This is a genomic window from Pseudomonas libanensis (assembly GCF_001439685.1).
Lineage (GTDB): Bacteria > Pseudomonadota > Gammaproteobacteria > Pseudomonadales > Pseudomonadaceae > Aquipseudomonas > Aquipseudomonas libanensis.
Map to the genome: position 1 here is coordinate 415,273 of NZ_JYLH01000003.1, position 13,537 is coordinate 428,809.

The window sequence follows — 13,537 nt, forward strand, 5'->3', positions numbered from 1 at the left end:
TATCGACTTTCAGTGTAATGCTTCTGCCATGAAATCTTTGTATATCGCTTTTGCGTTTCTGCTGCTCACCGGCTGCGCCAGCGGCCCGCGCCTGAACACCAGCCATCCTTCGGTGAACCACGACAACCGCATACAGTTCGTTGTCGTGCATTACACCTCCACCAACCTTGAACGCTCCCTGGCGTTGTTGACCCATGGCCAGGTCAGCAGCCATTACCTGATCGGCGACGACGCCTCAGGCACCATCTACAAGCTGGTGGATGAAAGCCAGCGCGCCTGGCATGCCGGTGAAAGCGAGTGGATGGGACGCACCTGGCTCAACTCCAGCTCCATCGGTATTGAGATCGTCAACCCAGGGTTCAGCGATACGCCGACGGGGCGCGTGTGGTATCCGTACTCCGAGGCGCAGGTAAAATCACTGATCGTGCTGCTCAAGGACATCAGCAAGCGAAATGGCATCGACCCCAAGAACATCATTGGGCATAGCGACATTGCCCCGCTGCGCAAGCTGGACCCGGGCCCGTTGTTCCCTTGGAAGCGCTTGGCTGCAGAAGGCCTGGCCATTTGGCCGGATGCCCAGGCGGTGGCCCGATTCCAGGTGCAGTACGCCGCACAGCTGCCAAGCATTACCTGGTTCCAGGAAGAATTGGCTCGCCTGGGCTACCAGACGCCGCAGACCGGGGAGCTGGATGTAGCCACGCGCCATGTGATCGCAGCGTTCCAGATGCGCTTTCGTCCATCATTGTTCGACGGCACCCCGGATGCTGAAAGCGCCGCGATCCTGCGGGCCCTGAACCAGCGCTGATTGTGTACATGTAGGAGCGAGCTTGCTCGCGAAGCACCTTAACGATAACGCTGCACTGTCAGGCAGCCCGCGTCGTTCATGCCTTTTCGCGAGGCAGCTCGTTCCTACAACGGTAAGGCCATATAGAACTGCGTGCCCTGCCCCGGCCGTGAATACACGCCCATGCGGCCGCCGTGCAGTTGCACGATCTCTTTGCACAGTGCCAACCCCAGGCCCGCCCCGCCTTTCTTGCGGCCGACCTGCACAAAGGGCTCGAAGATGCGCCCTTGCTGGCCATAGGCGATGCCTTCACCGTTATCTTCAACGCTGATAATCACCCGCTCGCCATGACGTCGCGCCTGCAGGCGAATCTGCCCGCCTTCGGCGGTATGGCGCAGGGCATTGCCCAGCAGATTGTCGAGCACACGCTCCAGTTGCACTTGATCGGCATACAGGCGCGGTAAGTCAGGCTGGGTTTCCACCAGCAACTCAATGCTCTGCGCGTTGGCAGGTTCGACGAACCGGGCCCGTGCGTGCTCCAGCAGGTCGGTCACATCGCAGGACCCAAGGGTGAGTTTTTGCAGGCCGTTCTGGTAGCGCGAGAAATTGAGCAGATCGTTGATCAGTTGCATCAGGCGCTGCATTTCTTCATTGACCGTATCCAGCAGGTCTGCTTCGCGGGAATCCGTCGGGAATTTGGCTCGTTCGCGAAACAGGCCGAAGGCCATGTGCATGCCGGTCACCGGTGTGCGCAGCTCATGGGAGGCGCGCAGCACGAACTCGCTGCGCACCCGCTCGAAGGCGCGTTGTTCGGTGACGTCATGCAGCACCATCACCGCGCCGAGAATATGTCCCTGTGTATGGCTGACAGGCGTCAGGCTGTAAGTCAGCAGACGCAGCTCGCCCTCGACTTCCACCTCCAGGTCGTCCGGCGCCCGCTCCAGATTGCCGCCGCGCAGCACCAGTTGCAGTTGTTCATCCATTTCCGCACGGCCCAGGGCTTCGCCCAGCCCTTGTCCGAGTCGTTCCTCATCCCAGCCCAGTTGGCGCTGTGCGACGGGGTTGAGGTGCTCAAGGCAGCCTTGGCGATCAATCATCAGCAAGCCGTCATCGATACTGTCGAGTACCGCTTGCAGGCGCTGCTGACCGGCCAGCAACTCATCAACGTTGGTTGCCTGATGTTGGCGTAATGCTTCGGCCATGATGCCGAAACGGCGGGTCAACTGATTCATTTCCGCCGCCGAAGAGATAGGCAGCGTAACCTCGAAATCGCCCTGGCCGATCTTGTCGGCGGCCTTGGCGAGCGCCTCGATGGGGCCACCGAAACGCCGCGCGATGCCATGGGCCGTGACGAAGCCGATGATCAGCACCGCAAGCCCCACCAATCCGAGGAGGCTGGCGATCAATAGCGCCCGCTCGCGGGATTTATGCTCGCTGGTGCTGATATTTTCCAGCGCCCGCTTGTGATCGGCGATCAGGCCGTTGCGCAACACGTTGAAGGTTTCAGTCAGCTTTTCCTTGCTGCCTGCAGGTGGTGAGGCTTGTTGAGATTGGTCAAACGCCTCGAGCAGGTTCTGGTAATCGGCCCGTGCCTGGCTGAAACCATGGCTTCTTCCATCGAGCTGCTCATGGGTGACGCCTTCGTCCAGCAGCTCGAAATAGTGGCGCTTGGAGGCTTGCAGGGCCTCGGGGTCGGGTCGTTTCTCCAGCATCATAATCAGCTGGTCGCCCAGGCTCTGGCGCAACTTGAGCCCCAGATCCAGGGTGATGAAGTTGCTGCGGATCAACGATTCCTGGGTCTTGGCCATTTGCATGACGCTGACCAAGCCCAGGATCAACCCCAGCAAGGCCACGGTGATCAGCGCTGAGATACTCAGGAATAAACGAGTGCGCAGTTTCATCGCGAGCTTCATAAAGTCCTGCTCACAGGTTGTACTGTTTGCGTTTGCGGTACAGGGTCGACGCATCGATGCCGAGGGTGCGGGCTGCTTGGTCCAAGGTGTCACTGGTAGCGAGTACCGCGCCGATGTGGGCTTTTTCCAGTTCGTCCAGGCTCAGTGCGGCGCCGATACGCGGCGCATTGTTGGTCGGTTGTTCGGCCATCCCCAAGTGGCTGATCTCGACCTTCTCCTGCGGGCAGATGATGCTGGCGCGTTCCACCACGTTACGCAGCTCGCGAATATTGCCGGGCCAGCGGTAGTTGAGCAGCGCTTCTCGAGCATCATCACTGAAGCCGCGAGCGGGACGGGCGTATTCCTTGACGAAGCGTGCCAGGAAGCGGTCGGCCAGGGCCAGGATGTCTTCACTGCGTTCGCGCAACGGCGGCAGGTGCAAGGTGATGACGTTGAGGCGGTACAGCAAGTCTTCACGGAAGCGGCCATCGCGCACCATGTCTTCCAGATTCAGGTTGGTGGCTGCAAGGATACGTACATCGGCGCGCCGGGTAACGGGGTCGCCCACACGCTCATACTCTTTATCTTGAATGAAACGCAGCAATTTTGGCTGCAATGTGAGCGGAAAGTCGCCGATCTCGTCGAGAAACAGGGTGCCGCCGTCCGCCTGGTTGACCCGGCCCAGCGTGCTTTCACTGGCACCGGTGAACGCGCCGCGGCTGTGGCCGAACAGCTCGCTCTCCATCAGTTCGGCGGTCAGCGATGGACAGTTGATGGTCACGCAGGATTTTTTCGAGCGTTTGCTCCAGCCATGGATGGCCCGGGCCAGCTCACCTTTACCGGTGCCGGACTCGCCGAGGATCAGAATGTTGGCGTCGGTGCCAGCCACTTGGCGCGCGGTCTCCAACACCACCATCATTGATGGGCTGTGGGAGTCCAGGCCATCCTTGGTCTGGCGCACCGCACCTTCCAAGGCTTCCAGGCGCGCCGAAAGCTGGCGCACTTCCAGTTGCTTGGCGGTGGCCAGGCGCAACTGATCCGGGCTGCAGGGCTTGACCAGATAGTCGGCGGCACCGGCCTGGATCGCGTCTACGGCGGTATCCACGGCGGAATGCGCAGTGACAATTACCACACGCATCCACGGTGCCTGGATACGCATCTGGGCCAGTACATCCAGGCCGTTGTCCTCTCCAAGGCGCAAATCGAGGAAACACAGGTCAAACACCTGGCGCTGCATCAGCGTGTCAGCCTGGGCGGCGCTGTTGGCGGTGGCTACGGTGTAGCCCTCGTCTTCCAGGCAATAACGGAAGGTGCGCAGGATCGCGGATTCGTCATCCACTAAAAGAATGCGGCCTTGAAGTTCCTTGGCTGATCCCATCTGTCCCGCGCTCCTTAACTATAAAAAAGTGATGATGTTTAGTCCCGGAATAATCGGGCAAGTTGCATGGTTTATTCTGATTCATAAAAGACGTGTCCGTGCAGATATCTGCACGCCTGCTGCACAGGATCCGGCTGATGGCGTTTTCATGCCTTCCCGCCACTTCGGCAACGAGGTGGGTGGGTTAGATCCCTCGACCCGACCATTGGCCATCGTGCATTTCGCACGGGCAACGCCGGGGCATCGTGCAGGATGCGAGGCGATAGATCTATGTGGTGTATTTAACTATTTGATTTTATTGAGTTTTATTTTGCAATAAAGCTGGCATGCACTCTGCAATACCTCTCCCAAGAGTGTCATGAACGAATAATCAGAATGCGGGAGATAAGCAGCATGACTCGCCAAAGCCTCAGCCCATTGCGTGTATCTCCGCTTCGTGTGCAGCAGGGCCTGCTTGCCAGTTTGGCATTGATGGTCACGCTGATTGCTGGCCAGCAGATGCAGCATTGGCAGCAGAGTGCGAAGCCAGCCCCGCAATTTGAACGTCCGGCCATGACCCAGACCCACTTCCGTTCCATTGGCAGCGCCAGCGCTAATGTAACTGCCCCGCAATTGAGCCTGGTCGATCAGGATTCCACCCTGGACGAACTGCCGACCCAAGAGCGCTGGGTGTTCTAGGCAAGACAAGGTCGCTTGAATTGAGCGGCTGTACGGCACTACCGCTGTTACCCCTATAGAAGCATAAGGAGAATCACCATGTTGAGTTGGGCAATCACATTTCTGATCATCGCCATTGTGGCTGCAGTCCTGGGCTTTGGTGGTATCGCGGGCACCGCCACGGGTATCGCCAAGATTCTCTTTGTCGTCTTCCTGGTGATGTTTATCGCTTCGTTCTTCTTTGGTCGTAAAGGCCGAGGCTGAATATGACCATTCTGCCGTTTAAAGCCATTGCTGCCGCCCTGCTCTTGGGCGGCAGCAGCCTGGCGATGGCCGCCAATGACGGCCAGTCCCGGGCTAACCAATTGCTCAGCGCGGACCCGCAGTACCGTGAGACCTGGCAAGACGTGGTGAAGAAAGAACAGCGCCTGCCGGAATGGGTGATGAACCTGTCGGGTACGGCCGAACAAATGAATGCTGTTGAAGAGGACGGTGACAAGTATCTGGTGGGGCCGCTTTGCGAAACTGCGGATACCTGCTTGAACAAGCGCCTTATCGTGGCCTTCAGTTTCGATAAGGAAGATGCCTACGCGATGTTGGTGGAAGTCCCAGCCGGTCTGCCGGCCGATAAGTCCCCGACACGGCATGCCGATTACCGTTTCCTTGGTAAGCCGGATGAAGGCATGCAAAAGCTGTTGATGGAACAACTGAAGAAAGATCCGAATTGGTACTAGGTTCCGTATGAGGCGGAGCCTGAATCTACAGAAAGAAGCTCCTACGCTTCTTTCTGTCTGCATCGCTCGCCAAGAGTGATGCATGACCAGGGGGCCGGGTTGCTCTGATCAACCGAGATCGGCGCGACCTACGGGTACAGGGAGTGCCTGCGCAAGGGCCGGGTCAGGCGAAAAGCTGCGACGCAAGTTCACAAGTCCTCAAGCTTGCTGAACTTGCGGCGGGCTTATGACTCTCATGCCCTCACTTCATGCCTCCCATAGCCGCGATTTTACTTTTTGCTTCACGCCAACCATTACTGGGTATGTCGGCGTGACCATCTATCTAGAAATTTTCGCCTTCGCCATAGGACTTTTCTGGCGCTAGGTGGTGGATTTCTCACGCATTTCTGCCAATCACGTCACGTCGTCCTGCTTCGCTGAGCGAGCCTGATTTGGCAGCTTCACGGCATATTCACCCGCCTGAATGGCGTATTCGAACTGACCATTCGGACAATAATTTTCAAAAAAAGCCATGCCGATTCGGCATAGGGTAGGCGTTTACGGCATTAGACGTCGCCCCCTTGCATGGGAATAGTTGCGCCTTTTTTCGCCTGCCAGTAAGCCATTTCGGCCACGCTGCGGTGACCTTCCATGGAGGCTGATGCTCACACTTTTTCGCTTTCGGGCGTTCCAGCTGGCGCATTCGCCTTAAGTCCACTTGAAGTAAGGGTAATGACATGAAGAAGGCAAAGCTAAGCCTCGCCTGGCAGATCCTCATCGGTTTGGTACTGGGGATCGCAATCGGTGCAGTGCTCAACCATTTCAGTGCTGAAAAGGCCTGGTGGATCAGCAATGTGTTGCAGCCGGCAGGCGATATCTTTATCCGCCTGATCAAGATGATCGTGATCCCGATTGTGATTTCCTCGCTGATCGTCGGCATTGCCGGTGTAGGCGATGCGAAAAAGCTCGGACGTATCGGCGTCAAAACCATCCTTTACTTCGAAGTGGTCACCACCATCGCCATCGTGGTCGGCCTGTTGCTGGCCAATCTGTTCCACCCGGGCACCGGCATCGATATGAGTACCCTGGGTACCGTCGATATCTCCAAGTACCAGGCGACCGCCGCCGAGGTACAGCATGAACACGCGTTTATCGAGACCATCCTCAACCTGATCCCATCGAATATCTTTGCGGCGGTGGCCCGTGGCGAAATGCTGCCGATCATCTTCTTCTCCGTGTTGTTCGGCCTGGGCTTGTCGAGCCTCAAGCCTGAGCTGCGCGAGCCCCTGGTGACCATGTTCCAGGGCGTTTCCGAGAGCATGTTCAAAGTTACCCACATGATCATGAAGTACGCCCCTATCGGCGTCTTTGCCTTGATCGCGGTGACCGTCGCCAACTTTGGCTTTGCCTCGCTGCTGCCGCTGGCCAAGCTGGTGATCCTGGTTTACGTGGCCATCCTGTTCTTTGCCTTTGCGGTACTGGGCTTGATCGCTCGCCTGTTTGGCTTCTCGATCCTGAAAGTGATGCGCATCTTCAAGGATGAGCTGGTGCTGGCGTACTCCACCGCCAGTTCCGAAACCGTATTGCCACGTGTGATCGAGAAAATGGAAGCCTACGGCGCGCCGAAGGCGATCTGCAGCTTCGTAGTGCCGACCGGTTACTCGTTCAACCTCGACGGTTCGACCCTGTACCAGAGCATCGCCGCGATCTTTATCGCACAGCTGTATGGCATCGACCTGTCGATCGGCCAGCAACTGATGCTGGTCCTGACCCTGATGGTGACCTCCAAAGGTATCGCCGGCGTGCCGGGTGTGTCTTTCGTGGTATTGCTGGCCACCCTGGGCAGTGTGGGCATCCCCCTGGAAGGCTTGGCGTTCATTGCCGGTGTCGACCGTGTGATGGACATGGCGCGTACTGCACTGAACGTGATCGGTAATGCCTTGGCCGTACTGGTTATCTCCCGCTGGGAAGGCATGTACGATGATGCCAAGGGCGAGCGCTACTGGAATTCCCTGCCGCACTGGCGCAGCAAGGAAGCGCTGCCGGCCAGCGAGATCACTCGCGGCTGATCGCTCGATTGTGCTGACACAAACCCCGGAAAATTCCGGGGTTTGTCGTTTCTGCCAGCCCCGTTATCATTCGCCCCATCTTTCGGGGGATTTAACTGATGCTCAATGGCCTGTGGCTTGGCTTCTTTGTCGTGGCAATGGTGTCAGCACTGGCGCAATGGCTGGTGGGCGGTAACGCCGGGATTTTCGCAGCGATGGTGGAAAGCATTTTCGCCATGGCCAAATTGTCGGTGGAAGTCATGGTGCTGCTGTTCGGCACCCTGACCTTGTGGCTGGGCTTTTTGCGCATCGCCGAAAAAGCCGGGATCGTCGATTGGCTGGCCAAGGCCCTTGGCCCGCTGTTTCGCCGCCTGATGCCGGAAGTGCCCGCCGGCCACCCCGCCATCGGCTTGATCACCCTCAACTTCGCTGCCAACGGCCTGGGCCTGGACAACGCCGCCACGCCCATCGGCTTGAAGGCCATGAAGGCGCTGCAGGAACTCAATCCCATCCCCAACACCGCGAGTAACGCGCAGATCCTGTTCCTGGTGCTTAATGCGTCCTCGCTGACGCTGTTACCGGTGACCATCTTCATGTACCGCGCCCAGCAAGGCGCCGCAGACCCGACCCTGGTATTCCTGCCCATCCTGCTGGCCACCAGCGCGTCGACCCTGGTGGGCCTGCTGTCGGTGGCGGTGATGCAGCGCCTGCGGTTGTGGGACCCGGTGGTGCTGGCGTACCTGATCCCCGGTGCGTTGGTACTGGGCGGCTTCATGGCGCTGCTGGCGACCTTGTCTGCCACGGCGTTGGCCGGTTTGTCGTCGATCCTGGGCAACCTCACGCTGTTTGGCTTGATCATGTTGTTTCTGGTGATCGGCGCCCTGCGCAAGGTCAAGGTGTATGAGGCCTTTGTCGAAGGCGCCAAGGAAGGCTTCGATGTAGCCAAGAACCTGCTGCCCTATCTGGTGGCGATGCTGTGTGCCGTTGGCGTGCTGCGTGCTTCGGGGGCCCTGGATTTCGGCCTGGAGGGGATTCGCCATGTGGTGGCCTGGACCGGCATGGACACGCGCTTTGTCGACGCGCTGCCAACGGCGATGGTCAAGCCATTCTCCGGCAGTGCGGCGCGGGCGATGCTGATCGAGACCATGCAGACCCAGGGGGTGGATAGCTTCCCGGCGTTGGTGGCGGCGACGATTCAGGGTAGTACGGAAACTACGTTTTATGTGTTGGCTGTGTACTTTGGCTCGGTAGGCATCCAGCGAGCGCGGCATGCGGTGGGATGTGCGTTGTTGGCGGAGTTTGCTGGCGTGGTGGCGGCTATCGCGGTGTGCTACTGGTTTTTTGGTTAAGGCCACAATCGCTATCGCAGCGATGCGGCGACCCGACAAGCCAGCTCCCACAGTTTGATGTGTGAACACAGTCAAATGTGGGAGCTGGCTTGCCTGCGATGAGGTCCTCAAGGTTTCAGTGCGGTATTGCCCTGACTCACCACCCAATCCACCACCTGCTTATTCAACTGATCCCCAGCCTGGCCAAAAGCAGCCACCACCGCCGGCACCTGGGTACCACTCACCGGCTGCCTCACTTCAAACCGCCGGCTGGCAATAATCCGCTGGTCACTGCCGCGCACCAACCGCGTGTCGAGGCGAATCACGACTTCCACCGCTTTGCCATGGTACTCACTTTGAAACGCCTGCAACTGCCCGCCCAGCTCATAGTCGGCTTGCAGGTTGGTCTCGTCGGTACTCAACAACGTCACTCGCCCGTCGCGTTGGAAGCCGTCCAGCAGGCGATTGCGTAAGAGCACCGGCGCCGGGTCGCTCCAGCGTGAGTTTGCATAGCTGCTGATCAGGTTGCCGTCAGGCACCACGGCAATGCGTGGGCTGTCGAGAAACTCGCTGGTCTGGGGTTTGGCTACGCGCAGCGACCAATTCACCGGTGTGCCTTGGGTGGTTGGCTGAGTGGACACCAGGCGGTACACGTCCGATGGGTCCGGCTTGGGCAGGATCGAGCATCCGCTGGCCAGTGCCAAGATCACAGGGGCGATTATTTGGTAAGCACGCTTCATGGCGTGAACTCCTTGTTCTTGTCACTGCCCAGCAGGTAACCGCTGGGGTTGGCTTCCAGTCGGCGGGAAATGGCGCGCAGCGAGCCAAGGGTTTCACGCAGCTCGCGCACCGCCGGCGCCAGTTCGTTAAGGCCCTGCATGCCGCTGTTCACTGAATCCTGGTTGTTGGTCAGCAAGCTGTTGATGGTGGCGGTGCTTTGCTCCAGGGATTTCATCGCCTGCTCGGCGCTGCCAAAGGCTTGCTTGCCTTGCTCGTTGAGCAGGCCATTGGCGCTGCGCATCAGCACGGTAGTTTGCTCTAGGGCGGCACCGGCCTGTTTGCTCACCTGCATCAGTTGCTGCATCACCACCTTGATATCGCCACGTTGCTCGGCGATGGCTCCGGTGGTTTGTTGCAGGTTATCCAGGGTGTTGCTCAGGCGTTCGACGTTTTCCCGGGAGAACATGTGGTTGGCGTTGTGTAGCAGCAGGTTGACGCTGGTCATCAGGTCGTTGCTGTTATTGAGCAGGCGCGCGATGGGCGATGGCGACGCGATGATTTCCGGCAGGTTGCCGCCCTTGCCCTTGAGCTCCGGGCTCTGCGGGGTGCCGCCGCTGAGCTGGATGATCGAGGTGCCGGTGATGCCGGTCAGCGCCAGCTTGGCCTGGGTGTCTTCCTTGATCGGCGTCTGCCCGGCCAGGCGGATGCGCGCCAGGACGCGGCGCGGGTCTTTGGGGTCCAGGCGCAGGCTGGTGACGTCGCCCACTTTAATCCCGCTGTACTGCACCGCACTGCCTTGTGATAGGCCGCTGACCGCCTCGTTGAAGATCACTTCGTAATCCTGGAAGGCGCTGTCGACGCTGGATTTGGCCAGCCACAGGCCAAACAGCATCGCGCCGACCACCACTATTACGCTGAACAGTCCGATCATCACGTGATGGGCTCGGGTTTCCATGTCATACCTCGTTGAGCGATTGAGCGGCATCCAATGCCGCGCGGCCCCGGGGGCCGTGGAAATATTCGTGAATCCAGGCGTCGTCGATTTCCGAGACGACATCGATGGCGTCGGCCACCAGCACTTTCTTCTGCGCCAGCACCGCCACGCGGTCGGTGATGGTGTACAGCGTGTCCAAGTCATGGGTGACCAGGAACACACTCAAGCCCAACGCGTCGCGCAGGGTCAGGATCAGTTGGTCGAACTGCGCGGCGCCAATCGGATCGAGGCCAGCGGTGGGTTCATCGAGGAACAGGATGTCCGGGTCCAATGCCAGTGCACGGGCCAGGGCCGCGCGCTTGATCATGCCGCCGGACAATGAGGCCGGGTATTTGTCGGCCGCCGACAGTGGCAGCCCGGCCAGCGCCAGCTTGACCGCCGCCAAGTGCTCGGCGTCGGCACGGCTGAGGCCGGCGTGTTCAATCAACGGCAGGGCAACATTCTCGGTGACGGTCAGCGAGGAAAACAGCGCGCCCTTCTGGAACAGCACGCCAAAGCGCCGTTCCACCAGCGAGCGTTCATGCTCAGGCAGGCTCGGCAGGTTCTTGCCGAACACCCGCACTTCACCTTCACTGGGGCGCCGCAGCCCGACGATGCTGCGCAACAGCACCGACTTGCCGCTGCCGGAGCCGCCGACCACCGCCAGGATTTCGCCCTTGTACAAATCCAGGTCGAGGTTCTCGTGTACGCTCTGGCTGCCAAAGCGGTTGCACAAGCCGCGCACTTCAATCACCGCCTCAGTGGGCGCACGGTGTAGACGACTCACCAGCCCATCTCCATAAAGAACATCGCGGCGACTGCATCCAGCACGATCACCACAAAGATCGATTGCACCACGCTGGAAGTGGTGTGCGCGCCAACTGACTCGGCACTGCCGCTGACCTTGAAGCCTTCCAGGCAGCCAATGGCCGCGATCAGGAAGGCGAAGATCGGCGCCTTCACCATGCCTACCAGAAAGTGCTGCACGCCAATGTCCGATTGCAGCAGCGAGAGGAACATCGCCGGTGAAATATCCAGGGCCACCGCACACACCACGCCACCGCCGACGATGCCCGAGAGCATCGCCAGGAAGGTCAGCATCGGCAGCGCCACCAGCAGCGCCAGGACCCGTGGCAATACCAACAGCTCCATGGGGTCCAGGCCCAAGGTACGGATGGCGTCGATTTCTTCGTTGGCCTTCATTGAGCCGATTTGTGCGGTGAACGCACTGGCGGTACGGCCAGCAATCAGGATTGCAGTGAGCAATACGCCGAACTCCCGCAGGAAGGAGAACGCCACCAGGTCCACGGTAAAAATCGTCGCGCCGAAGCTCTTGAGCACCGTGGCGCCGAGAAACGCCACCACCGCGCCGACCAGGAAGGTCAGCAAAGCTACGATAGGCGCTGCGTCGAGGCCGGTCTGTTCGATATGCGCGACCATCGGTGTCAGGCGCCAGCGCTTGGGCCGCAAGATGCCACGGGCGAAAGTTTCGAGGATCAGGCCGATAAAGCCCAGCAGCTTCATCGCGTCTTGCCAGACGGTGTCCACGGCACGGCCAATGCGCGCCAGTACTTGGATGCCGACAGCCTCTTCCGGCTCTTTGGTCGGCACGCAGAAATCATTCAGGGAACGGTAGACCGTCTTGAGCAATGCACGGTCCGCGGCTGGCAGGCTGCAATCGGTCTGCTCGGCGGACTGTTCGATACGCTCCGGCCCCAGCAGCTCCACCAGCAGCGAGGCGCCGGCGGTATCCAATGCGCCGAGGCCGTTGAGGTCGATGCGGGCGCCAGCGTCGTACTGGCCGTCGAGCGTATCCGACAGCTTCTTCAGGTTGGCGTAGTGGGCAAGCGTCCAGTCGCCGGTAATCCGGAGCAAAGGTGGGGTGCTGGACGTATCAAGATGGGCCGTGCCGGCCGTCGTGCGAGTGGTCATAAGCTCCGAGCTTGTATGGCTATCCACAATGGCTACGTAATAGCACACACTGGCCTACTTTGGGTTGTCCGCTTGTGCTGTGTCTATCACCTTGAAGCGCAATACACCGATGACTTGCCCGTCTTCGGTCAGCACCTGGACCTGCCAGCGCCCTGCGGAGTCACCTGGGAAATTCTGCTTGTGGGTCCAGGCGCGGTAGCCCTCCTTGCGACCGCCATGGATATCCAGGGCAATACGGTCGACTTCCTGGCCGTTGAATTTCCACACATGGTAGATCCGCTCATCCAGCCCGCGCGGTGCGTTGATAGCGGTGTAGGCGTACAGCCCCCCACTGCGCAGTTGGGCGGCAGTGACTTCCTTGAGGTGATCGCCGGGTGTGCGGTCTTGCAGCTGGGTGCTGATCGCCACTTCGGTCATCCACAGGGTGGCGGGCGGCACCCAGCTGCGCAAGAACCAGCCGGCGCAGCCAATGGCGGCCGTGACGCCCAGCAGCATCGCCCAGCCTTTGAGACTGCGCAGCGGCAGGCTAACGGCCAGGCTGGGAATCGACAGGGCCATCGCCACGCCCAGCGCCAGTTTGTAGCTCTCGGCAGTGGTCAGGTGCAGGATGATCGGCAACGCGGTCAACAGTGCGGCGAATAAGGTCAGGGTATGCAGCGCGAGGAACAGCGAACGCTTGGGCGCCAGCCACTTGTAGTACAGCGGGTCGATGATCGACACCAGCGCAGCCGCGCCGAGCAGGCCGGTAAACACCGATTGGCCGCTGTTCCAGGCTGTGGTGATGAAGAAGAACGGCAGTACGAAAAACAGACTTTCCTGGTGGATCATCTGGGTGGCGTAGCGCAGCAGTGGTTCAGGGATTTCGCGCTTGAAGAGCTTGGTGAACAGCTGTGTGAAGCTGTTTTCCAGCATCAGCCACAGCCAGCTCACCAGCATGATCACCGCGATCCAGCTGGCCATGCCCTGTTGGCGGTCCACCAGGATAAAGCTGCCCACGCCCGAGATGAAACCGCCGAGTGCAATCACCCCTGGGTAGCGCTTCATCAGTTCGAGGATGCGCTGGATTAAGTGGGTCAGGTTTGGCATTCGGCGGTTCGCAGTCTTGTATGAAA

At 59.7% G+C, this 13,537-nt stretch carries 14 protein-coding genes; 7 read left to right on the top strand and 7 right to left on the bottom strand.

Features of this window, described 5'->3' with window-relative positions:
• The first annotated feature begins 28 nt into the window (after positions 1 to 28).
• The gene (locus tag TU73_RS07260) at positions 29 to 805 is read left to right on the top strand and encodes an N-acetylmuramoyl-L-alanine amidase (RefSeq protein ID WP_057011618.1); all 777 of its coding nucleotides are present in this window, start codon (positions 29 to 31) and stop codon (positions 803 to 805) included.
• 104 nt (positions 806 to 909) lie between these two features.
• Here TU73_RS07260 and TU73_RS07265 read toward each other — a convergent pair whose 3' ends face one another.
• Complete coding sequence (locus TU73_RS07265; RefSeq protein WP_057011619.1) at positions 910 to 2,697, bottom strand: ATP-binding protein; 1,788 nt, start codon at positions 2,695 to 2,697, stop codon at positions 910 to 912.
• Between the two features lie 10 nt (positions 2,698 to 2,707).
• Positions 2,708 to 4,054 carry a sigma-54-dependent response regulator transcription factor AlgB gene (algB, locus tag TU73_RS07270; protein ID WP_057011620.1) on the bottom strand — a complete coding sequence of 449 codons (1,347 nt, stop codon included), beginning with the start codon at positions 4,052 to 4,054 and terminating at the stop codon, positions 2,708 to 2,710.
• Here algB and TU73_RS28920 point away from each other — a divergent pair.
• From TU73_RS28920 to TU73_RS07290, 6 genes are all read left to right on the top strand, one after another.
• A complete protein-coding gene (locus TU73_RS28920; RefSeq protein WP_156421204.1) occupies positions 4,041 to 4,373 on the top strand; it encodes a hypothetical protein in 333 nt (110 codons plus the stop codon). The genes algB and TU73_RS28920 overlap by 14 nt on opposite strands.
• A gap of 74 nt (positions 4,374 to 4,447) precedes the next feature.
• The gene (locus TU73_RS07275; RefSeq protein ID WP_057011621.1) at positions 4,448 to 4,732 is read left to right on the top strand and encodes a hypothetical protein; all 285 of its coding nucleotides are present in this window, start codon (positions 4,448 to 4,450) and stop codon (positions 4,730 to 4,732) included.
• Between the two features lie 78 nt (positions 4,733 to 4,810).
• Positions 4,811 to 4,975: a DUF1328 domain-containing protein gene (locus tag TU73_RS28120; RefSeq protein WP_003187386.1), complete on the top strand. Its 165-nt coding sequence runs from the start codon at positions 4,811 to 4,813 to the stop codon at positions 4,973 to 4,975.
• Positions 4,976 to 4,977: 2 nt separating this feature from the next.
• Positions 4,978 to 5,445: an inhibitor of vertebrate lysozyme family protein gene (locus TU73_RS07280; protein WP_057011622.1), complete on the top strand. Its 468-nt coding sequence runs from the start codon at positions 4,978 to 4,980 to the stop codon at positions 5,443 to 5,445.
• Positions 5,446 to 6,161: 716 nt separating this feature from the next.
• Entirely contained in the window at positions 6,162 to 7,493 is a 1,332-nt protein-coding gene (gene gltP, locus TU73_RS07285) for a glutamate/aspartate:proton symporter GltP (protein ID WP_057011623.1), read from the top strand.
• 98 nt (positions 7,494 to 7,591) lie between these two features.
• Positions 7,592 to 8,821: a nucleoside recognition domain-containing protein gene (locus tag TU73_RS07290; protein WP_005783476.1), complete on the top strand. Its 1,230-nt coding sequence runs from the start codon at positions 7,592 to 7,594 to the stop codon at positions 8,819 to 8,821.
• A 107-nt stretch (positions 8,822 to 8,928) separates the two neighbouring features.
• Here the strand turns inward: TU73_RS07290 and TU73_RS07295 are convergent, their stop codons facing one another.
• Genes TU73_RS07295 through TU73_RS07315 form a run of 5 tightly spaced genes read right to left on the bottom strand, consistent with a single transcriptional unit; the run spans position 8,929 to position 13,511 of the window.
• The gene (locus tag TU73_RS07295; RefSeq protein ID WP_057011624.1) at positions 8,929 to 9,540 is read right to left on the bottom strand and encodes an ABC-type transport auxiliary lipoprotein family protein; all 612 of its coding nucleotides are present in this window, start codon (positions 9,538 to 9,540) and stop codon (positions 8,929 to 8,931) included.
• A complete protein-coding gene (locus TU73_RS07300; protein ID WP_057011625.1) occupies positions 9,537 to 10,475 on the bottom strand; it encodes an MlaD family protein in 939 nt (312 codons plus the stop codon). The genes TU73_RS07295 and TU73_RS07300 overlap by 4 nt, the downstream gene beginning before the upstream one ends.
• Before the next feature lies 1 nt (position 10,476).
• The gene (locus TU73_RS07305; RefSeq protein WP_057011626.1) at positions 10,477 to 11,280 is read right to left on the bottom strand and encodes an ABC transporter ATP-binding protein; all 804 of its coding nucleotides are present in this window, start codon (positions 11,278 to 11,280) and stop codon (positions 10,477 to 10,479) included.
• Positions 11,277 to 12,425: an ABC transporter permease gene (locus TU73_RS07310; RefSeq protein ID WP_057011627.1), complete on the bottom strand. Its 1,149-nt coding sequence runs from the start codon at positions 12,423 to 12,425 to the stop codon at positions 11,277 to 11,279. The genes TU73_RS07305 and TU73_RS07310 overlap by 4 nt, the downstream gene beginning before the upstream one ends.
• A 54-nt stretch (positions 12,426 to 12,479) precedes the next feature.
• A complete protein-coding gene (locus TU73_RS07315) occupies positions 12,480 to 13,511 on the bottom strand; it encodes a DUF5924 family protein (RefSeq protein WP_043048357.1) in 1,032 nt (343 codons plus the stop codon).
• Between the last annotated feature and the right edge of the window lie 26 nt (positions 13,512 to 13,537).

Coding starts and splice junctions, on each gene's coding strand:
- TU73_RS07260 (WP_057011618.1), top strand. CDS start 29: ATGAAATCTTTGTATATCGCTTTTGCGTTTCTGCTGCTCACCGGCTGC.
- TU73_RS07265 (WP_057011619.1), bottom strand. CDS start 2,697: ATGAAGCTCGCGATGAAACTGCGCACTCGTTTATTCCTGAGTATCTCA.
- algB (WP_057011620.1), bottom strand. CDS start 4,054: ATGGGATCAGCCAAGGAACTTCAAGGCCGCATTCTTTTAGTGGATGAC.
- TU73_RS07275 (WP_057011621.1), top strand. CDS start 4,448: ATGACTCGCCAAAGCCTCAGCCCATTGCGTGTATCTCCGCTTCGTGTG.
- TU73_RS28120 (WP_003187386.1), top strand. CDS start 4,811: ATGTTGAGTTGGGCAATCACATTTCTGATCATCGCCATTGTGGCTGCA.
- TU73_RS07280 (WP_057011622.1), top strand. CDS start 4,978: ATGACCATTCTGCCGTTTAAAGCCATTGCTGCCGCCCTGCTCTTGGGC.
- gltP (WP_057011623.1), top strand. CDS start 6,162: ATGAAGAAGGCAAAGCTAAGCCTCGCCTGGCAGATCCTCATCGGTTTG.
- TU73_RS07290 (WP_005783476.1), top strand. CDS start 7,592: ATGCTCAATGGCCTGTGGCTTGGCTTCTTTGTCGTGGCAATGGTGTCA.
- TU73_RS07295 (WP_057011624.1), bottom strand. CDS start 9,540: ATGAAGCGTGCTTACCAAATAATCGCCCCTGTGATCTTGGCACTGGCC.
- TU73_RS07300 (WP_057011625.1), bottom strand. CDS start 10,475: ATGGAAACCCGAGCCCATCACGTGATGATCGGACTGTTCAGCGTAATA.
- TU73_RS07310 (WP_057011627.1), bottom strand. CDS start 12,425: ATGACCACTCGCACGACGGCCGGCACGGCCCATCTTGATACGTCCAGC.
- TU73_RS07315 (WP_043048357.1), bottom strand. CDS start 13,511: ATGCCAAACCTGACCCACTTAATCCAGCGCATCCTCGAACTGATGAAG.